Consider the following 17232-nt stretch of genomic DNA (forward strand, 5'->3'; position numbering starts at 1 on the left):
TAACGTCACGGCCTGTAACGGGGGTTTCGTCGCCGCAGCCGTCCGGCTGCTCGGACTAGGGAGTTCACACATGAAGTTGTCGTTCCGTCGAGGTCATGCTGCGCGGTTCGCCGTCGTGCTGTCGGCCGCAGCACTCACCCTGGCCGCGTGCGGCTCGGACTCCGAGGAGGACGCAGGGTCCGGCTCCGGCGAGAAGGACTTCGGCGCGCTGACCGTCCAGCTCTCGTGGGTCAAGAACGCGGAGTTCGCCGGTGAGTTCATGGCCGACTCGAAGGGCTACTTCGCCGATGCCGGCTTCTCCAGCGTGAAGCTGAACGCGGGTCCCGGCGCCACCGAGAACCTGGTCGCCTCGGGCAAGGCGGACTTCGGCCTGACGAACGCCGTCACCGCCGCGCAGGTCATCACCGAGGAGGACGCGCCGCTGAAGATCGTCGGCACGACCTACCAGAAGAACCCCTTCACGATCCTGTCGCGCAAGGACACCGGCGACATCGCGACGCCGGCCGACCTGAAGGGCAAGAAGATCGGCGTCCAGGCCGGCGGCAACGAGATCCTGTTCAAGGCGCTGCTGGCCGCGAACGACATCGAGGAGTCCGAGGTCACGATCGTCCCGGTCGAGTACGACCCGGCCCCGTTGGTCAACAAGGAGGTCGACGGCTTCGTCGCCTACCTGACGAACGAGTCGATCCTGGTCGCGAGCCAGGGCATCGAGGTGACGAACCTGCCGATGGCCGACAACGGCCTGCCGTTCGTGGCGGAGTCGATCATCGCCACCGAGCAGACCATCAAGGACAAGCCCGACATGGTCAAGGCGTTCCTCGAGGCCGAGATCAAGGGCTGGAAGGACGCCTGCGCCGACCTCGAGGCGGGCGCGAAGCTGGCCGTCGACGAGTACGGCAAGGACCTCAAGCTCGACCTCGAGAAGGAGATCGAGCAGAACACCGTGCAGTGCGAGGACCTGATCAACACCGACGAGACCGCCGAGAACGGGATCTTCACGATCAGCGACGAGCTGCTGGCCGAGAACCTGAAGTCGCTCGCCGGTGCCGGCATCGACGTCGAGGCCGACGACGTGTTCGACCTGTCGCTGCTCGACGAGCTGTACGAGGAGAAGCCCGACCTCAAGGGCTGAGCACACCGATGAGCACGCCAGAAGTGCTGGCCGCGTCCGGTGCCGGGGGAGTCGCAGGCTCCCTCGGCACCGGCGTCCGCCTGCAGAACCTGACCAAGACGTTCACGATGGGGCGCACGAGCGTCACCGCGCTGGAGGACGCCACCCTCTTCACCGACCAGGGCAGCTTCCTGTCGCTGCTGGGGCCCTCGGGCTGCGGCAAGTCGACGATCCTGCGGATCCTGGCCGGCCTGGAGAAGCCCACCAGCGGCACCGCGCTGGTGGACGGGAAGTCGCCGCTGGAGCTGCGCCGCAACCACGAGCTGGGCATCGCGTTCCAGGACTCGGCCCTGCTGCCCTGGCGCAGCGTGATCTCGAACATCCGGCTGCCGTTCGAGGTGTCGGGGCGCACGGCCGACGACGCCCTCGTGGCCGAGCTGATCAGGCTCGTCGGGCTGGAGGGCTTCGAGAAGGCCAAGCCGGCGCAGCTGTCGGGCGGCATGCGCCAGCGCGTCTCGATCGCGCGGGCGCTCGTGGTGAAGCCGTCGGTGCTGCTGCTCGACGAGCCGTTCGGCGCGCTCGACGACATGACGCGCCAGCGGCTGAACGTCGAGCTGCTGCGGATCTGGACCGAGAAGCCGGCGACCACGCTGATGGTCACGCACGGCATCTCCGAGGCGATCTTCCTGTCCGACCGGGTCGCGGTGATGAGCGCGCGGCCAGGGCGCATCGCCGAGGTCATCGACGTCGACCTGCCGCGACCGCGGGTGCCCGAGATGATGCGGACCCCCGAGTTCCACGCGCTGCACGACCACGCGTCGGAGTTGCTGTTCGGCGCTCACGGAGCGACGGCCGATGGCGACTGAGTCGCGCGGCCGTGCCGTCCTCACCGGCACGATCGGTCTCGGGGGGATCGTGCTGGTGTGGGCGGTGACCGCCGCGACGGTGTTCGCCGACAAGGCGATCCCGACGCCGTGGGGCGTGATCACCGGGTTCGGCGACGACGGCTTCGAGTTCTACCGCAGCAACTTCGCCGGCACGATCCGCGAGGCGTCGATCGGCTTCCTCTGGGGCAACCTCATCGCCCTGGCGATGGCGGCGGTCGTGCTGCTGGTGCCGGCGTTCGAGAAGGTCGTCACCCAGATCGCCGTGATCAGCTACTGCGTGCCGATCGTGGCGGTCGTGCCGATCCTCTACATCATCCTGGGCCCGCCGGAGACCGCCACCGACCCGTCGCCGACGGCGGTCGTGCTGGCCGGGGTCTCCGTGTTCTTCACGACCGTGGTCGGAGCCGTGCTGGGCTTCCGCTCGGCGGACGTGACGAGCCTCGACGTCGTCAGCGTCTACGGCGGCGGACGCTGGAAGCAGATGACGAAGGTCCAGCTGATGTCGGCCGTCCCGTCGATCATCTCGGCGCTGCAGGTCGCGGCCCCGGCGGCCTTCCTCGGCGCGATCCTGGGCGAGTACATCGGCGGCCTCGATCGCGGGGTCGGCCCGGCCCTGGTCAACGCGCAGCAGAACCTCGACGTCGAGCGCGCGTGGGGGATCATGTTCGGCTGCGCGCTGGTGGCGGGTCTGGCGTACGCGCTGCTCGGACTGCTGGGGCGCCTGTTCGCCTCGTGGTCGTCCGGAGCGACGGCGTGACCGCGCTCGCCATCGGCCGTGGGGTCGGCAAGGCGCTCGGCAACGCACTGCTGGTGATCGTCATGGTCTACCTGCTGTGGGTCGTCGTGGTCGAGCTGGTCGACAACCCGTTCGTGGCCAAGGGCCCGGGCGACGTCGCGGAGTTCCTCTTCACCGGCGAGGACGCGACGGAGAACCGGTCCGCGGTGTTCGAGCAGTTGGGCGTGACACTGCGCGACGCGGCGATCGGGTTCACCGCGGGGATGCTCGCGGCGATCGTGCTGGCGGGCGCCATCGTGCTCTCGCGCGGCGTCGAGTCGACGGTCATGCCGGTGGCGATGATCCTGCGGGCGGTCCCACTGATCGCCATGGCGCCCGTGATCGTGCTGATCTTCGGCCGGGGGATCTCGGCGGTGGCCGTGATGAGCGGCATCGTGGTGCTGTTCCCGGCGCTGGTCGGCATCGTGTTCGGCCTGCGCTCGTCGAGCAAGCAGATGCACGACGTCGTCCACGTGTACGGCGGTTCCGACCGCGACGTGCTGCTGAAGGTCTCGTTCCCGGCGGCGCTGCCGTCGCTGTTCGCGGCGATCCGCATCTCGGTGCCGGGCGCGATCACGGGCGCCCTCATCGCCGAGTGGCTCGCGACCGGCCGGGGCATCGGCTACGCGGTGGTCTCGGCGGCCGGGCAGTCCAAGAACAACGAGGTCTGGGCGCTGGTCATCGTGGTGACGGTCGTCTCGCTACTGCTCTACCTGCTGGCGCAGGTGTTGGAGACGTTCGTGCTGGCGCGGTACGGCAAGGACGCGGGCCGTGCCTGATCGGGTGGTCGGCCTGGTCCTGGCGGCGGGGGAGGGGTGCCGGTTCGGCATGCCGAAGGCACTGGCCCGATCAGCGGACGGCACGCCTTGGTGCGCCCGCGCGGTCGACACCCTGGTCGCGGGAGGCTGCGAGGACGTCGTGGTGGTGCTGGGCGCGATGGGCGAGGCGGCCCTTCACCTCGTGCCGCCGAGGGCCGAGGTCGTGCTGGCGCGGGACTGGGCCGAGGGGACCGCGGCGTCGCTGCGGGCCGGATTGCGGGCCACGGACGCCTCGGTCGCGCTCGTGACGCTGGTCGACCTGCCGGGGCTGGTGCCGGAGGCGGTGGCGCGGGTGCTGGCGAGGTCCGGCGAGGCGACGGTGGCCCGGGCCACCTACGCCGGACGACCCGGTCATCCCGTCGCGATCGGGAGGCGGCACTGGGACGCGTTCACCGGAGACCGTCGTCCCGGCGAGGTGCTCGCGGGGCTGGGGGCCGTCGAGGTCGACTGCACCGCGCTCGGCGGGGGAGACGACGTCGACCACTCACTCGTCGCGCTCGGGTAGGAACTCGCGCACCTCCTGGTGGCACCGGCAGGCGGCCGAGATCCGGGCCGCCCACTCCAGGGCGTCCTCCATCGAGTCGACGTCGATGACGGCCAGCCCGGCGAGGTGACCGCGCCGGTCGGGATGGGCGCCGTCGGCGACGACGCCGTCGGGCCCCACGGTGTACGCCTCCTCGTGGTGCAGCAGGCCGCCACCGAAGACCCAGGTGCCGGCCTGCTTGGCCTCCTCGACGATCGCGTGCGCCGCTCCGGTCACGGCAGGTACGTCCTCGTCGGGGATCTTCATCGCGCCCTCGGCGAACGAGATCAGGAACTTCGACATCTCACGTCTCCTTTGCGGCTTCCGCCTCCGGCCGGGACGGGCCGCTTCTGCCCATTGTGGACCCGCGGAACGTCCGGATGGTCGTTGAAGTCGACAGCGACCGCGCGCGGGGTTAGACCTGAGGGATGGAACCAGGCACAGGGACGGGACGTCGGACGGGCGCGAAGATCGCGGGAGTCGCGGCAGCCGCGCTCGGCGGGGTCGTCGTGCACGACCTCACCCAGAAGAAGCACGCGATCCTGCGCAACTTCCCGATCATCGGCCACTTCCGGTACTGGGTCGAGACGGTCGGCCCCGAGCTGCGGCAGTACATCGTCACCAGCAACGACGAGGAGCGCCCGTTCTCGCGCGACCAGCGACGCTGGGTGTACGCCAGCTCCAAGGGCGAGAACAGCTACTTCGGGTTCGGCACCGACAACGACGTCGAGCGGGTGTCGGGGTACCCGATCATCAAGCACCGCACGTTCACCGGGCCCGGCGCCACGACCTCCCGCCACGGCAGTGAGGGCGTTCCCCTGCCGTCCGCGAAGGTGCTGGGCGGGCCGCGCGGACGGCGTCTGGCGTTCCGGCCACAGTCGGTCGTCAACATATCGGCGATGAGCTTCGGGTCGCTCTCGGCCCCCGCGCTGCAGGCGCTGAACCAGGGCGCGGCGATCGCCGGGTGCATGCAGAACACGGGGGAGGGGTCGATCGCGCCGGCCCACCTCAACGGCGGCGACCTGATCTTCCAGATCGGCACGGCGTACTTCGGCTGCCGCGACGAGCAGGGGCGCTTCGACCTGGGCCGCCTCGTCGACCTCGTGCAGTCGGCGCCCGTGCGCGCCATCGAGATCAAGCTGTCGCAGGGCGCCAAGCCGGGCCTGGGCGGCATGCTGCCCGGCGCCAAGGTCGACCGGACCATCGCCGAGATCCGCGGCATCCCCGAGGGCGTCGACTGCGTCTCGCCGAGCCGGCACACCGCCTTCCACGACGTGGACTCGATGCTGGACTTCGTCGAGACCGTCGCCGACGCCACGGGCCTGCCCGTCGGCATCAAGTCGGCCGTCGGCAACCTGAGCTTCTGGGACGAGCTCGTCGAGCAGATGCTGCCGCGCACCCGGGGCGTCGACTTCGTCAACATCGACGGAGGCGAGGGCGGCACGGGCGCGGCGCCGATGATCTTCGCCGACTCGGTGGCCTACCCCTTCCGGATCGCGTTCACCGAGGTCCGCAAGCGGTTCGACGCCGCCGGCTTGTCGGACGACGTCACCTTCATCGGGGCGGGCAAGCTCGGCCTGGCCGAGAACGCGCTCGTGGCCTTCGCCCTCGGCGCGGACATGGTCAACGTGGGCCGCGAGGCGATGCTCTCGATCGGCTGCATCCAGGCGCAGAAGTGCCACACCGACCATTGCCCCGTGGGCGTCGCCACCCAGAACCCGCGCTACACCCGCGGGCTCGACCCCACGCTCAAGAAGCAGCGGCTGGCGAACTACGTCCTGTCGCTGCGGCGCGACCTGCTGAAGGTCGCCGAGGCCGTGGGCGTCGTGCACCCGGGGATGATCACCGCCGACGACATCGACATCCTCGAGGGCCAGCGTTCCGCGGTGTCGCTGCGCGAGCTCTACGGCTACGAGCCCGGCTGGGGCGAGCTGGGCCCGCACCTGCAGGACGAGCTCGTCAAGGTCATGGCTGCTCAGGGCGAGGACCAACGGGAGGGCGAGAACCGCTCCTGACCGCTCAGACCAGCCGGAACCAGATGCAGACGGTCGTCTCGTCGTCCTCGACGGGGGTGCCGAAGGACGACCAGAACTCCCGGTGACCCGCGCGCCACTGGTCGATGTCGGCGTCACCCTCGCCCTCGGCCGCGGCGAACTCCCACGGGACCTCGCCGAACGGGTGCTGCTCGACCCGGGTGACCTCGATCGTGGCGATCTGCCGGCCGTCGTCGTCCAGCAGGGCGAGGCGCTCGCCGACGTGCTCGAACTCCTCGTCCTCTTCGCGGTACTCGCGCAGGAGTCCGGCGGTCGCGCGCTTCTGCCCGGCCAGCACGAGGCCGTTGAGGCGGGCGCGCATCTCACCGGGTGCGCCGAGTTCGAGTGAGCGCAGTTCTCCCACGCGCGGCCAGGTCATGGTGGCGACGCTACCCGCCAGAACTTTCGCCGACCATCGTCTCGGGTCAGACTGCCACCATGACGACCATCGACCTGGGACCGGCCGGACTGGCCCTCCTCGCACCGCTGTCCCGGGTGAGCGACGCCGACCTCGACCGCGAGACCCCCTGCGAGGGCCGCACCGTCGGGCAGCTGATCCAGCACCTCGTCGGACTGTCGCTCGCCTTCCGGGCGGCAGCCGGCAAGGACTTCGGCCCCCTCACGGACACGAGTCCCGACGGCGACGGCTGGCCCGAGCTGGAGGACGGCTGGCGTGAGGCCCTGCAGGAGCAGGTGCCCGCGATGGTGGAGGCGTGGCGGCGCACGTCCGCGTGGCAGGGAATGACGCGCGCCGGCGGCATCGACCTGCCGGGGGAGGTGTGCGGTCGGGTGGCGCTCGACGAGCTGGTGCTGCACGGGTGGGACCTCGCCCGCGCCACCGGGCAGTCGTACGAGCTGGACGACCACACCGCCGAGGCGTGCCTGGGGTTCGTCAGCACCTTCGAGGCGTCGGGGACGCCGGGACTCTTCGGCCCGGCGGTGGAGGTCGCCGACGACGCGCCGCTGCTCGACCGGCTGGTCGCTCGCGCCGGCCGCGACCCGCAGTGGGCGCCGAGCTGAGTCAGCGGCGCAGGACCTTCTCCATGGCCTTGCCCTTCGCCAGTTCGTCGACGAGCTTGTCGAGGTAGCGGATCTTCTGCATCAGCGGGTCCTCGACGTCCTCGACCCGCACGTGGCACACGACGCCGGTGATCAGCGAGGCGTTCGGGTTGACGTCCGCCGCCGCGAAGAACTCCTCGAACGTCGTCCCGGCGTCGAGGTGCTGCTGCAGGGCCGACTCGTCGAAGCCGGTGAGCCACTCGATGACCTCGTTCAGCTCGGCCGTCGTGCGGCCCTTCCTCTCGACCTTGGTGACGTAGTGGGGGTACACCGACGCGACGCTCATCGTGAAGATCCTGCTCATCTGGCGAGTGTAGGCCGCGCCGTCGCGACGGACTGAGGGTTCCCTTGAGCACGTTCGCGGGCGAGACTGCAAGACATGACCCATCGAATCGACCTCGAACCCGCCGGTACCACCCTGCTGACGATCCTCGCCGGGGTCCGGGACGAGCACCTCGACCGACCGACGCCGTACCACGACCGCACCGTGGGGGAGCTGCTCCAACACCTCGTCACGGTGACCCGGGTGCTCCGAGCCACGGCGGAGAAGGACTTCGGTCCGCTGACGGAGGTGAATCTCCACGTGAACGACTGGCCCGGGCTGGAGGACGGCTGGCGCGCCGCGATCGAGGAGCAGGTGCCCCAACTGGTGCAGGCCTGGCGGGAGGAGTCGGCGTGGGGGGGGACGACGAGGGGAGGAGGGCTCGAGGGACCTGCGGAGACCGCGGGGCGGATCACGCTCGACGAGCTGGTGCTGCACGGCTGGGACCTCGCTCGGGCTACCGGGCAGGACTATCCGATCGACTCGATCGACCCCGAGGTCTTCGCCGCGTCGCTGGAGTTCCTCGAGGCCGTGGAGCACGACGAGGTGCCCGAGGGGCAACCGGCTGCCGGGGCCGATGACGACGTCTCCGTCTTCAACCGCATGGTCGCGCTCTCGGGGCGCGATCCGCAGTGGTCGCCGAGCTGACGCGTCAGTCGTCGATGTCCCAGTCGCCGGTGCGCCGGCGCTCGGCGAGCATGTCGAGCATGTGCTGGAGCACCTCCGGCGCGTGACCCTCCCACTCCGGGACCTCCTCGAGGACACGGACGGGGTCCTTGCTGCGGTACGAGCGCGTCGGGTTGCCCGGGAACTTCTTGTCCGTCAGGTTCGGGTCGTCCTCGAACGGGCCCGTCGGCTCCACCCGGTAGACGTGCCCGCGTCCCGCCCCGGCAGCCAGCTCCGCGCCCCAGACGGCTGCGTCCAGTGTGGCGGCGAAGTAGAGGTGGCCCGCGGTGCGGTTCTCACCGAAGTTCGAGGTCCGTCCCGGCACGAGGAGCGTGCCCGGCGCGAGAGCGGCCTTCGTGCCGTGGAAGAACGGTCCGTCATCGGGTCCCAGAGCAGTCATCCAGAGATGATGTCCCAGGACTCGAGACGCCCGCAAGGAATGCTTGCCCTGTTGGGCCCAACCGCCTAGTCTTGGAACATCAGTTCGAAGGAATCGGGGGATTTCGTGGACGTCATCGGCGGGCTCAGGTCGGGACAGCGGTTCCTGGCTGAAGCGCGCTCGCGTGACCTGAGCGTCCTGACGCCGGAGCAGCTGACGGAGGAGGCCGCGGCCGTCCAGGCGATCCGCCGTGAGGCGGATGCGCTGAACCTGGCGCTGTTGGCGGAGGCGGGCCGTCAGAAGGCTCACCGCGTCACGGATGCTTCCGATCTGACGGCCCTGGTCGCCGACGGGTCGGGGGTGACGCGTCGTGAGGCGGCACAGCAGATCCGGCTCGCGAACCGGGTCGAGGACGCACCCCAGGTCAAGAAGGCGCTGGCCAAGCCGGGGATGTCGACGCGCAAGGCGGCGATCGTCACCGATGCGCTGGAGGAGCTGCCCGCGGGGTTGACGCGTGGGCAGCGCGACCAGGTCGAGGCCGACCTGACGGCCGCAGCTCAGGTGATGTCGGCCGAACAGCTCACCCGCAAGGCCAAGCGCGCGATCGAGATCATCGACGTCAAGCGCGCCGATGCGATCGAGGACGCCGCGCTGAAGCGTGAGGAGTCCGCGCAGCGGCACCTGAGGGAGTTCTGGATCGGCCGCCCCGACGAGCACACCGGCCTGGTGTCGTTCGGCGGCAAGACCGATGCCGTGACGGCCGACATGCTGCGCGCGGTGATCGACTCCAAGACCAGCCCCCGTAGGCGCGCCCTCACCGAGGCCGCTGCTGACGATGCGGCCTGCACCCCGCGGGAGAGGGCCGGGGAGGCGTTCGCCGAGGTCATCCGGCACCTGCCCCGTGACTGCTACGGCAACCACGGCGGTGTCGCCGCCACCCTCGTCGTCACGGTCGACGAGGCCACGCTCCGTGGCGAGACCGACCGCGCCGGCGTCACCGAGTTCGGCACCAGCATCTCCGCCGGGCAGCTCCGCAAGCTGGCCTGCGACGCCGGGATCCTGCCGGTGGTCATGAACGGCCAGTCCCAGGTGCTCGACGAGGGCCGAGCCAAGAGACACCACACCGCCGCCCAACGGATCGCCTTGGCCCAGCGCGACCACGGGTGCGCGTACCCCGGCTGCGACCGGCCACCGGGATGGACCGAGGCGCACCACACGATCCCGTGGTCACACGGCGGACCCACCGACCTCGACAGCGGAGTCCTGCTGTGCAGCCACCATCACCACCGGGTGCACGACGTCGGCATCCCCATCCGCTTCACCGACGGCATGCCCGAGTTCCGCCTCAAGGGCAGCTGGCAACGCAACCACCGCTACCGACCCCTCGCCGCCTGACGAGGTGAGTCAGGGACCCGTCGCGCCTCGGGCGCGGTGGGCGGTCCAGGTGGAGTCCCGCAGGTCCATCAGCCGCGCGCACGCGGCGAGGAAGTTGGCGGTGGCCACGCCGGGGCTCGTGTCGCCGAGGTAGTACTCGATCAGCTCACGGCGCGCGGCCGCGGTGGGGTCGGCGGACAGGTGCTCGGCCACCGCGGCGGCCACATCCGCGTCCGCCGCCAGCAGGGGCAGCGTGTCCATGAGGCGCGACGGCGGCACGGGCACGCGCGGGCGGGTGACCAGCACCGGCTTGCCGCCGGGCAGCCAGTTGAGGGTGACCGCCGAGACGTCCGTGATCAGCAGGTCGGCGTCGGCGAACGAGCGCTCCAACGGCACGTCCGTGTCCACCCGGTCGGCGAGAGCCCGCACCGCGGCGTCGGCCTCGCCGTAGGCCGAGTCGATCACGCCGTTGAGCGGATGCGGGCGGTAGATCACCCGGTAGGTGCCCGCGAGGGCGTCGAGGATCCCGGCGCCGTGCGTCACGAGCGACCCGTACGAGACCGACGGCTGCGAGGCCTCCCACGTGGGTGCGTAGAGAACGGTGCGGCGGGACGGGTCGGGCCGGCCGGCGGGCGCGGGGGCGTCGAGCTGTGGCTGGCCGATCAGCACCGAGCGCTCGGGCGCGTCGTAGAGCATCACGCCCACACTGGTGCGCTCCAGTGCCGCCTGTCCGGCCAGGAAGCAGAAGTCGTAGGCCTTGACCTGGTTCGACACCGACACGCCCTTGTCGCTGTCGCCGTGCCCCAGGTACACGTGCACGAGCGAGGTGAACCGCAGGCACTCGAAGTTGACCGGGTCGTGGTTGACGTACAGCGCCAGCTTCACGTCGCTGAGGGCGAGGATCTCGTCCAGCTGGCCGTAGCGGGCCAGGGTGACGCAGTCCAGGCCCGACTCGGCCCGTACGACGGCGGCGGTGCGCGAGTCCTTGAACACCGCGACCACACCGTGCGCCGCATCGAGGGCCTTCAGGGCCGCGAACCACGGGCGCAGCTGGTACAGCGCGTCGGCGCCGTTGGGGAAGTAGACCAGCACCGACTGCGTGAACGGTCGGCCGAGCCGGTGCTGGTCGGTGCGCTTGTCGGGCATGCCGACGGGCAGGAAGCGCGAGTGCCGGATCCGGCTGATCGCCCACTGGCGCAGGCGGGGGACCAGGCCCACCCGCGAGTCAGCCACGGACGAGTCCCGGCCTCAGGACGTTGTCGACCATCGAGAGCGCCGACGCGATCGCCATGTGCATGTCGAGGTACTGGTAGGTGCCCAGGCGCCCGCCGAAGTGCACGCCGGACTCGGCCTGGGTCAGCTCGCGGTAGGCCTTCAGGGCCGTGCGGTCGGCGGCGGTGTTGACGGGGTAGTACGGCTCGTCGTCGGTGCCGGCGTTGGCGAAGCGGCTGAACTCGCGCATGATCACGGTGGCGTCGGTGGGGTAGTCGCGCTCGGGGTGGAAGTGCCGGAACTCGTGGATGCGCGTGTACGCGATGTCCTCGTCGGCGTAGTTCATCACCGGCGTGCCCTGGAAGTCGCCGATCGGCAGCACCTCGGACTCGAAGTCGAGCGTGCGCCAGCCCAGCGGGCCGTGGGCGTGGTCGAAGTACCGGTCGAGCGGGCCCGTGTAGATCACCGGCAGCTGGCCCACGCTGGACGTCTTGTTGTACGGCTGGCTCTCGTCGAAGAAGTCGGTGTCGAGGCCGATCGTGATGTTCGGGTGGTCGGCCATGCGCTCGAGCCACGCGGTGTACCCGTCGGTGGGCAGGCCCTCGTACGTGTCGTTGAAGTAGCGGTTGTCGTACGTGTACCGGACGGGCAGCCGCGTGATGATGTCGGCCGAGAGCTCGGTGGGGTCGGTCTGCCACTGCTTGGCGGTGTAGCCCCGGATGAACGCCTCGTAGAGCGGACGCCCGATCAGGCTGATCGCCTTCTCCTCGAGGTTCGTCGCCGCCGCGGCGCCGCCCGAGAGACCGATGCCCGCCTGCTCGGCGACCCACTCGCGCGCCGCGTCCGGCCCCATCGCCGACCGGGTGAACTGGTTGATCGTGCCGAGGTTGATCGGCAGCGGGTAGACCTCGCCCCGGTACGTCGAGTAGACGTGGTGGCGGTAGCCCGTGAACGTCGTGAAGCGGTTGACGTAGTCCCAGACCCGCTCGTTGGACGTGTGGAACAGGTGGGCGCCGTAGCGGTGCACCTCGATGCCCGTGGTGGGCTCGGCCTCGCTGTAGGCGTTGCCGCCCAGATGCGAGCGCCGGTCGATGACGTGCACCTTGAGCCCGGGGTCGTTGGCCAGCTGCTCGGCGACGGTGAGGCCGAAGAAGCCCGACCCGACCACGAGGACGTCAGTCATGGCCGCCCTCCGTCAGCGCGGGCATCGGCTGCCACGAGCGGTCGGCCCAGATCTTGCGGCCGTCGCGCCATCCCCGGACCAGCGACAGGAAGCCCTTGGCGGAGCGCTCGACCACGATCAGCCGCACGATCTCCTTCGCGAACGTCAGGAAGGTGCCGAGCGCGAAGCCGACCCGGTTGAGGTGGCCGTGCTGCTCGAAGTACCGGCCGACGTAGGCCCGGTTGCGCATCACGTGGTACTTCGCCAAGGGGCTGGAGTCGTTGAGGTGCCGCACGCCGAGGCTGACCTGCTTCTGCTCGCGCTTCTTCTGCAGCACGAACTCGTCGACGTAGACGACCTCGGTCTCGAGCGAGGCCAGCCAGGCGTAGATCGCGTCGTCCCACGAGATGAAGAAGCGCGGGTCGGGCAGGCCGATGCGGCGCACCACGTCGGCGTGCACGAGCATGCCCTCGAAGGTGCCGGAGTTGGTCACGGCGTATCCGTCGGTGTTGAACGTCTTCACCGAGTAGGGCAGCGGCACGCCGAGGAACTGGTTGAACTTGGCCTGCCAGTAGAACGGGGTGCCGTCGACGTCGTAGCGGCGGCCGTGGATGACCTTGAACCGCTCCATCCACGGGGCGAAGCGCTCGAGCGCGTCGGGCAGGATCTCGACGTCGTCGTCCATCAGCCAGACCCACTCGGCGCCCAGCTCGAGGGCGACCTTGGTGCCCTCGCTGAAGCCGCCGGCGCCGCCGGTGTTGGTCTCCATGCGGTGGTTGACGACCACGCCGGGGTTGAACCGCGACTGCCAGGCGGCGACGACGGCCTGCGTGTCATCGGTGCTGGCGTTGTCGACGATGATGATGCGATCGGGCGCCGTCGTCATCGTCGACGCGCTCTGCAACAGCTCGTCGAGCAGTGCGGATCGGTTGAACGTGACGATGGCGATCGCCAGGGGGCCGGTCGTCGAACTCACCGTCACAGGCTATCGGTGAGGTCCGTCCGGTAGACGGACCGCTCACGCTCGGAGCGGGCGACGAAGGCGGTGACGGCCTCGCGGAAGGCCTCGATCGTGCGCTGCTCGGGCGGCCCGAGCAGGTACGTCGCGAGCTTGGACCGGTACTCCGAGAGCTGGTCGGGCCCGCGACCCGTGACGACCTCGAGGAGCTCGTCGACCCCGTGCGCGTCGCGGTCGAGGAGGGTCGCGGCGGCGCTCGACGGGTACTCCTCGCGGAACTGCTTGGTGCTGACGCCGGTGTGGTTGAAGACCGCGTACGGCTTCTCGCCGGCCAGCCAGTCCGACAGCACGCTGGAGATGTCGCTGACCAGGGCGGTGGACTGGTTCATCCAGTCGGTCAGCGAGCCCTTCATCACGACCCGGTGGTCGATGCCGGTGCGCAGCTTCGCCTCGTCCAGGCGGCGGACGAGCGCGGCGTGCGCGGCCCGGTACTTGGCGTCGCGCTGGCCGGTGAACGGGTGCGGCTTGTAGACGACGCGCACCGAGCCGTCGGCGAGCAGGGCGTCGACGAGCTTCACGCCGATGGCGCGCAGGGACGAGTACTCCTGGTGCTGGTTCACGCCCTCCCAGGTCGGGGCGTAGAGCACGGTCGGGACCTCGGCGTCGCCCACGCGCGGGGTCGGCCGGATCGCGTGCGCCTGCGGCCGCCCGACGAACCGGAACTGGTCCTCGGGGATGTGCAGGCCCGATCGGCGGTAGCGGTCGGCGCCGGCCTCACCGGCGACCCAGAGCTCGTCGTAGACCCGCGAGAACGGGTTGTTGGAGGCGCTCTTGTCGCTGTCGCCGTGCCCGATGAACGCGCTCATCATCGTGGGCAGGCGCAGCAGGTGGATGTTGTTGCCGGTGTTGGCCGGGTAGAGCGCGACCTTGGCCATCGAGAAGTCGAGCATGAGCAGCTCGCCAGGCGCCGGCAGCGACAGCGTCGGCAGGGTGGAGGCGGCCATCTTCTCGAACAGGGGATGGTCGCGCAGCACCACGAACACCCGCTGGTCGAGCGCCTCGAGCGACTCGATCCACGTGTTGATCTGGTAGGCCGCGGTGTCGGGACCCGAGAGGTGGACGATGACCTCGGGCCGGTACTCGTCGAGGAACGCCTGGACGGCGGACAGCTGCGGGGTGAACCCGGTGGCGCGCTTGGCCGTCCGCATCCGCCAGCTGGTGAGGAAGTCGGGGATCGTGCCGGCCAGCAGGGCGGCGAAGGCGGCCACGCCGACGAGCAGCACCACCCACCACGTCGCACCGAGCACGGCGGGCGCGAGGGCGGCCAGCTGGACCAGCGTCGCGAGGGCGGGCCGGCTGGTCGGCTCCTCGTCGATGCGCGTGGCGCCGGGGATGTGCCGGGTGCGCATCGGCTTGAGGGGGCCGATCCGGCGGTACTCGGCGTGCAGGGCACGGCCGCACAGGCCCGAGACGACGAGGATCGCGACGACGGCGAAGGCGTCCTGCGCCGCGCGGTCGTGGAACTGCGTCGTCGCCAGCAGCGAGATGAGCACCCGCACCGCGAAGCGCAGCGGCGGTCCGGCGGTGGCCTGGCGCAGCAGCATCGCCGACACGGGGGAGTGGCGCTCGAGCCACCACTCGGCCGCGGCGGAGGCGAGCACGGCGATGACGGCGGCGAGGTCCTGTCCCACGATCACCAGCAGCAACGCCAGGAGGGGCAGCACGTTGACCAGCAACAGTCCCGGCAGCTCCGAGCTGTGACCCACTCGAGACGCGAGGACACGCAGGAATCGAGCCGGGGAAGCCATGGCGGCAATCTACCGCGTCGGTCCCGACGGACCCGTGTACCGTCGGGGCGTGCCCTGGCGCCGTCGTCTTCGCCTCCCGGCGTCGATCGCCCACCCCGTGCGATTGCTGCCGCTGGCCTTCCTCTCGCTCATCGTGCTCGGCACGTTGATGCTCCTCATGCCCTTCGCGCGTGAGGGAGAGCGCGATCCGTCGTTCATGGACGCCTTCTTCACGGCCACCTCGGCGGTGACGGTGACGGGCCTCGCCACGGTCGACACCGGCAGCTACTGGTCGCCGATCGGCCACGCGATCATCCTCGTGCTCGTCGAGATCGGCGGCATCGGCATCATCGCCATGACGACCGTGCTGGGCCTGTTCGTCGGTGGGCGCCTGGGCCTGCGCACCCGGCTCGCGGCCCAGACCGACATGCACGTCGTGAGCCTGGGCGACGTCGGCCCGCTGTTCAAGCGTGTCGCCTTCACGATGCTGGTGTTCCAGGGCGTCACGGCGGTCGTCCTCACGCTGCGGTACTCGACGCACTACTTCGACTCGTTCGCCTACTCGCTGTGGCACGGCGTGTTCGACGCCGTCATGGCCTTCAACAACGCCGGCTTCTCGCTGCACGCCGACAGCCTCACCGGCTACGCCGGCGACTACGCGGTGATCCTGCCGATCTCGGTGGCGGTCTTCGCCGGCGGCGTGGGCTTCCCCGTCCTGGCCGAGCTCTACCAGGAGTGGCGCTCGCCCAGGACCTGGACGATCCACACCCGCCTGACGGTGTGGGGATCGCTGTTCCTGCTGGTCGTGGCCTCGACCCTGTTCGTGGCGGTCGAGTGGAACAATCCCGCGACGATCGGCGGCCTGAGCCCGATCGACAAGCTCGTCACCGGCGTCGAGGGCGGCATCATGCCGCGGTCCGGCGGCTTCAACAGCTTCGACTGGGGCCAGGTCGAGCCGGTCACGCTGTTCACCGCGGTCATCATGATGTTCATCGGCGGCGGCAGCGCCTCGACCGCGGGCGGCATCAAGGTCACGACGTTCCTGCTGCTGGGCTACGTCATCCTGGCCGAGCTGCGCGGCGAGGAGCAGGTGCGCATCGGCAGCCGGGCGATCAACTCGCGCACGATCCGCACGGCGCTGAGCATCGCCCTGATCGCCGTGGGCCTCGTGACGGCCGGCGCGATGCTGCTGATGATGTTCTCGGCCGTCACGTTCGCCGACGGACTGTTCGAGTCCGCGTCGGCCTTCGGCACCGTGGGTCTGTCGACCGGCCTCACCCCCGACCTCAATCTGCCCGGACGCCTGGTGCTCATCGTCTTGATGTTCATCGGCCGAGTGGGCACGATTACGGCAGCCTCCGCGTTCGTGCTGCGGCGACGCCAATCCAGGTATCACCTTCCCGAGGAGCAACCGATCATTGGCTAACAACGACTCCCTCACCGCGCCCGTCCTCGTCGTGGGACTGGGTCGGTTCGGCTCCGCCGTCGCGCGGTCGCTGGTCCGGCTCGGCCACGACGTCCTGGGCGTCGACGAGGACGCCAACCTGGTGCAGCGCTTCGCCAGCGAGTTCACCCACGTCGTGTCGGCCGACACCACCGACACCGAGGCCCTGCGCCAGATCGGCGCCGAGCAGTTCGACCGCGCCGTCGTGGGCATCGGCACCGACATCGAGGCCAGCGTCCTCACGGTGCTGAGCCTCGTCGAGCTGGGCGTCTCGGAGGTCTGGGCCAAGGCGATCAACGCCAAGCACGCCCGCATCCTCGAGCGCGTCGGCGCCACGCACGTCGTGCGACCCGAGTCGGCCATGGGCGAGCGTGTGGCCCACATGGTCACCGGCGCGATGATCGACTACATCGAGTTCGACGACGGCTTCTCGATCGCGCGCACGCGCGCACCGCGGCTGGCGGCGGGGCGCACCCTGCTCGAGTCGCAGCTGCGGGCGCGGTTCGGCGTCACGGTCGTCGGCGTCAAGCGCCGCGGCGAGGACTTCACGTACGCGCGGCCCGAGACGTCGATCGCGGCGTCCGACGAGCTGATCGTGTCGGGGCCCACCAAGAAGGTCGAGACCTTCTGCGCACTGGGCAACTCGTAGGAGGCGACGGACGACGCGGAGCGCGCGCGGGAGCCGGGAGGCCTGCGGATAACCTTGACCGGTGAGCAACCAG

19 protein-coding genes are annotated in these 17232 nt (G+C 70.2%); 11 read left to right on the forward strand and 8 right to left on the reverse strand.

The window, feature by feature from the left end:
• The first annotated feature begins 70 nt into the window (after positions 1-70).
• Genes AFL01nite_RS08680 through AFL01nite_RS08700 form a run of 5 tightly spaced genes read left to right on the forward strand, consistent with a single transcriptional unit; the run spans position 71 to position 4096 of the window.
• On the forward strand, positions 71-1132 hold the full coding sequence (locus AFL01nite_RS08680) for an ABC transporter substrate-binding protein (RefSeq protein WP_146827284.1): 1062 nt from the start codon (positions 71-73) through the stop codon (positions 1130-1132).
• An 8-nt stretch (positions 1133-1140) separates the two neighbouring features.
• Positions 1141-1977 carry an ABC transporter ATP-binding protein gene (locus AFL01nite_RS08685; RefSeq protein ID WP_146827285.1) on the forward strand — a complete coding sequence of 279 codons (837 nt, stop codon included), beginning with the start codon at positions 1141-1143 and terminating at the stop codon, positions 1975-1977.
• A complete protein-coding gene (locus AFL01nite_RS08690; protein WP_146827286.1) occupies positions 1967-2755 on the forward strand; it encodes an ABC transporter permease in 789 nt (262 codons plus the stop codon). Before AFL01nite_RS08685 ends, AFL01nite_RS08690 begins: the two co-directional genes overlap by 11 nt.
• On the forward strand, positions 2752-3552 hold the full coding sequence (locus AFL01nite_RS08695; RefSeq protein ID WP_222593457.1) for an ABC transporter permease: 801 nt from the start codon (positions 2752-2754) through the stop codon (positions 3550-3552). Before AFL01nite_RS08690 ends, AFL01nite_RS08695 begins: the two co-directional genes overlap by 4 nt.
• Positions 3545-4096 carry a nucleotidyltransferase family protein gene (locus tag AFL01nite_RS08700; protein WP_146827287.1) on the forward strand — a complete coding sequence of 184 codons (552 nt, stop codon included), beginning with the start codon at positions 3545-3547 and terminating at the stop codon, positions 4094-4096. The genes AFL01nite_RS08695 and AFL01nite_RS08700 overlap by 8 nt, the downstream gene beginning before the upstream one ends.
• Here AFL01nite_RS08700 and AFL01nite_RS08705 read toward each other — a convergent pair.
• The gene (locus AFL01nite_RS08705; RefSeq protein WP_146827288.1) at positions 4076-4417 is read right to left on the reverse strand and encodes a YciI family protein; all 342 of its coding nucleotides are present in this window, start codon (positions 4415-4417) and stop codon (positions 4076-4078) included. The genes AFL01nite_RS08700 and AFL01nite_RS08705 overlap by 21 nt on opposite strands.
• 125 nt (positions 4418-4542) lie before the next feature.
• On the opposite strand from AFL01nite_RS08705, the gene AFL01nite_RS08710 reads away from it, so the two are divergent.
• Positions 4543-6129: an FMN-binding glutamate synthase family protein gene (locus AFL01nite_RS08710; protein WP_146827289.1), complete on the forward strand. Its 1587-nt coding sequence runs from the start codon at positions 4543-4545 to the stop codon at positions 6127-6129.
• Positions 6130-6133: 4 nt separating this feature from the next.
• Here AFL01nite_RS08710 and AFL01nite_RS08715 read toward each other — a convergent pair whose 3' ends face one another.
• A complete protein-coding gene (locus AFL01nite_RS08715) occupies positions 6134-6526 on the reverse strand; it encodes an ASCH domain-containing protein (protein ID WP_146827290.1) in 393 nt (130 codons plus the stop codon).
• Positions 6527-6585: 59 nt separating this feature from the next.
• Between AFL01nite_RS08715 and AFL01nite_RS08720 the strand changes: the two genes are divergently transcribed.
• The gene (locus AFL01nite_RS08720) at positions 6586-7167 is read left to right on the forward strand and encodes a TIGR03086 family metal-binding protein (protein ID WP_146827291.1); all 582 of its coding nucleotides are present in this window, start codon (positions 6586-6588) and stop codon (positions 7165-7167) included.
• A 1-nt stretch (position 7168) separates the two neighbouring features.
• Here AFL01nite_RS08720 and AFL01nite_RS08725 read toward each other — a convergent pair whose 3' ends face one another.
• On the reverse strand, positions 7169-7510 hold the full coding sequence (locus tag AFL01nite_RS08725) for a DUF2200 domain-containing protein (RefSeq protein WP_146827292.1): 342 nt from the start codon (positions 7508-7510) through the stop codon (positions 7169-7171).
• Positions 7511-7585: 75 nt separating this feature from the next.
• Between AFL01nite_RS08725 and AFL01nite_RS08730 the strand changes: the two genes are divergently transcribed.
• Positions 7586-8176, forward strand: a complete 591-nt coding sequence (locus tag AFL01nite_RS08730; protein WP_146827293.1) for a TIGR03086 family metal-binding protein — start codon at positions 7586-7588, stop codon at positions 8174-8176.
• A gap of 4 nt (positions 8177-8180) precedes the next feature.
• Here AFL01nite_RS08730 and arr read toward each other — a convergent pair whose 3' ends face one another.
• The gene (gene arr, locus AFL01nite_RS08735) at positions 8181-8594 is read right to left on the reverse strand and encodes an NAD(+)--rifampin ADP-ribosyltransferase (RefSeq protein WP_146827294.1); all 414 of its coding nucleotides are present in this window, start codon (positions 8592-8594) and stop codon (positions 8181-8183) included.
• A gap of 105 nt (positions 8595-8699) precedes the next feature.
• On the opposite strand from arr, the gene AFL01nite_RS08740 reads away from it, so the two are divergent.
• Entirely contained in the window at positions 8700-9968 is a 1269-nt protein-coding gene (locus AFL01nite_RS08740) for an HNH endonuclease signature motif containing protein (RefSeq protein WP_146827295.1), read from the forward strand.
• A gap of 9 nt (positions 9969-9977) precedes the next feature.
• Here the strand turns inward: AFL01nite_RS08740 and AFL01nite_RS08745 are convergent, their stop codons facing one another.
• From AFL01nite_RS08745 to AFL01nite_RS08760, 4 genes are read right to left on the reverse strand one after another with little or no spacing between them, the layout of a single operon-like run.
• On the reverse strand, positions 9978-11180 hold the full coding sequence (locus AFL01nite_RS08745; RefSeq protein ID WP_146827296.1) for a CDP-glycerol glycerophosphotransferase family protein: 1203 nt from the start codon (positions 11178-11180) through the stop codon (positions 9978-9980).
• Positions 11173-12342, reverse strand: coding sequence for a UDP-galactopyranose mutase (gene glf, locus AFL01nite_RS08750; protein ID WP_146827297.1), 1170 nt, complete (start codon positions 12340-12342; stop codon positions 11173-11175). Before glf ends, AFL01nite_RS08745 begins: the two co-directional genes overlap by 8 nt.
• Entirely contained in the window at positions 12335-13297 is a 963-nt protein-coding gene (locus AFL01nite_RS08755) for a glycosyltransferase (RefSeq protein WP_186813880.1), read from the reverse strand. The genes glf and AFL01nite_RS08755 overlap by 8 nt, the downstream gene beginning before the upstream one ends.
• A gap of 2 nt (positions 13298-13299) precedes the next feature.
• Positions 13300-15087, reverse strand: coding sequence for a CDP-glycerol glycerophosphotransferase family protein (locus tag AFL01nite_RS08760; RefSeq protein WP_146827299.1), 1788 nt, complete (start codon positions 15085-15087; stop codon positions 13300-13302).
• Between the two features lie 49 nt (positions 15088-15136).
• Between AFL01nite_RS08760 and AFL01nite_RS08765 the strand changes: the two genes are divergently transcribed.
• Together AFL01nite_RS08765 and AFL01nite_RS08770 are read left to right on the forward strand one after the other, a co-directional pair.
• On the forward strand, positions 15137-16492 hold the full coding sequence (locus AFL01nite_RS08765) for a TrkH family potassium uptake protein (RefSeq protein WP_246119653.1): 1356 nt from the start codon (positions 15137-15139) through the stop codon (positions 16490-16492).
• Entirely contained in the window at positions 16485-17159 is a 675-nt protein-coding gene (locus tag AFL01nite_RS08770; RefSeq protein WP_146827301.1) for a potassium channel family protein, read from the forward strand. Before AFL01nite_RS08765 ends, AFL01nite_RS08770 begins: the two co-directional genes overlap by 8 nt.
• Positions 17160-17232 lie beyond the last annotated feature (73 nt).

Origin of the sequence: Aeromicrobium flavum, assembly GCF_007992115.1 — a bacterium.
In the GTDB taxonomy this organism is placed as follows: domain Bacteria; phylum Actinomycetota; class Actinomycetes; order Propionibacteriales; family Nocardioidaceae; genus Aeromicrobium; species Aeromicrobium flavum.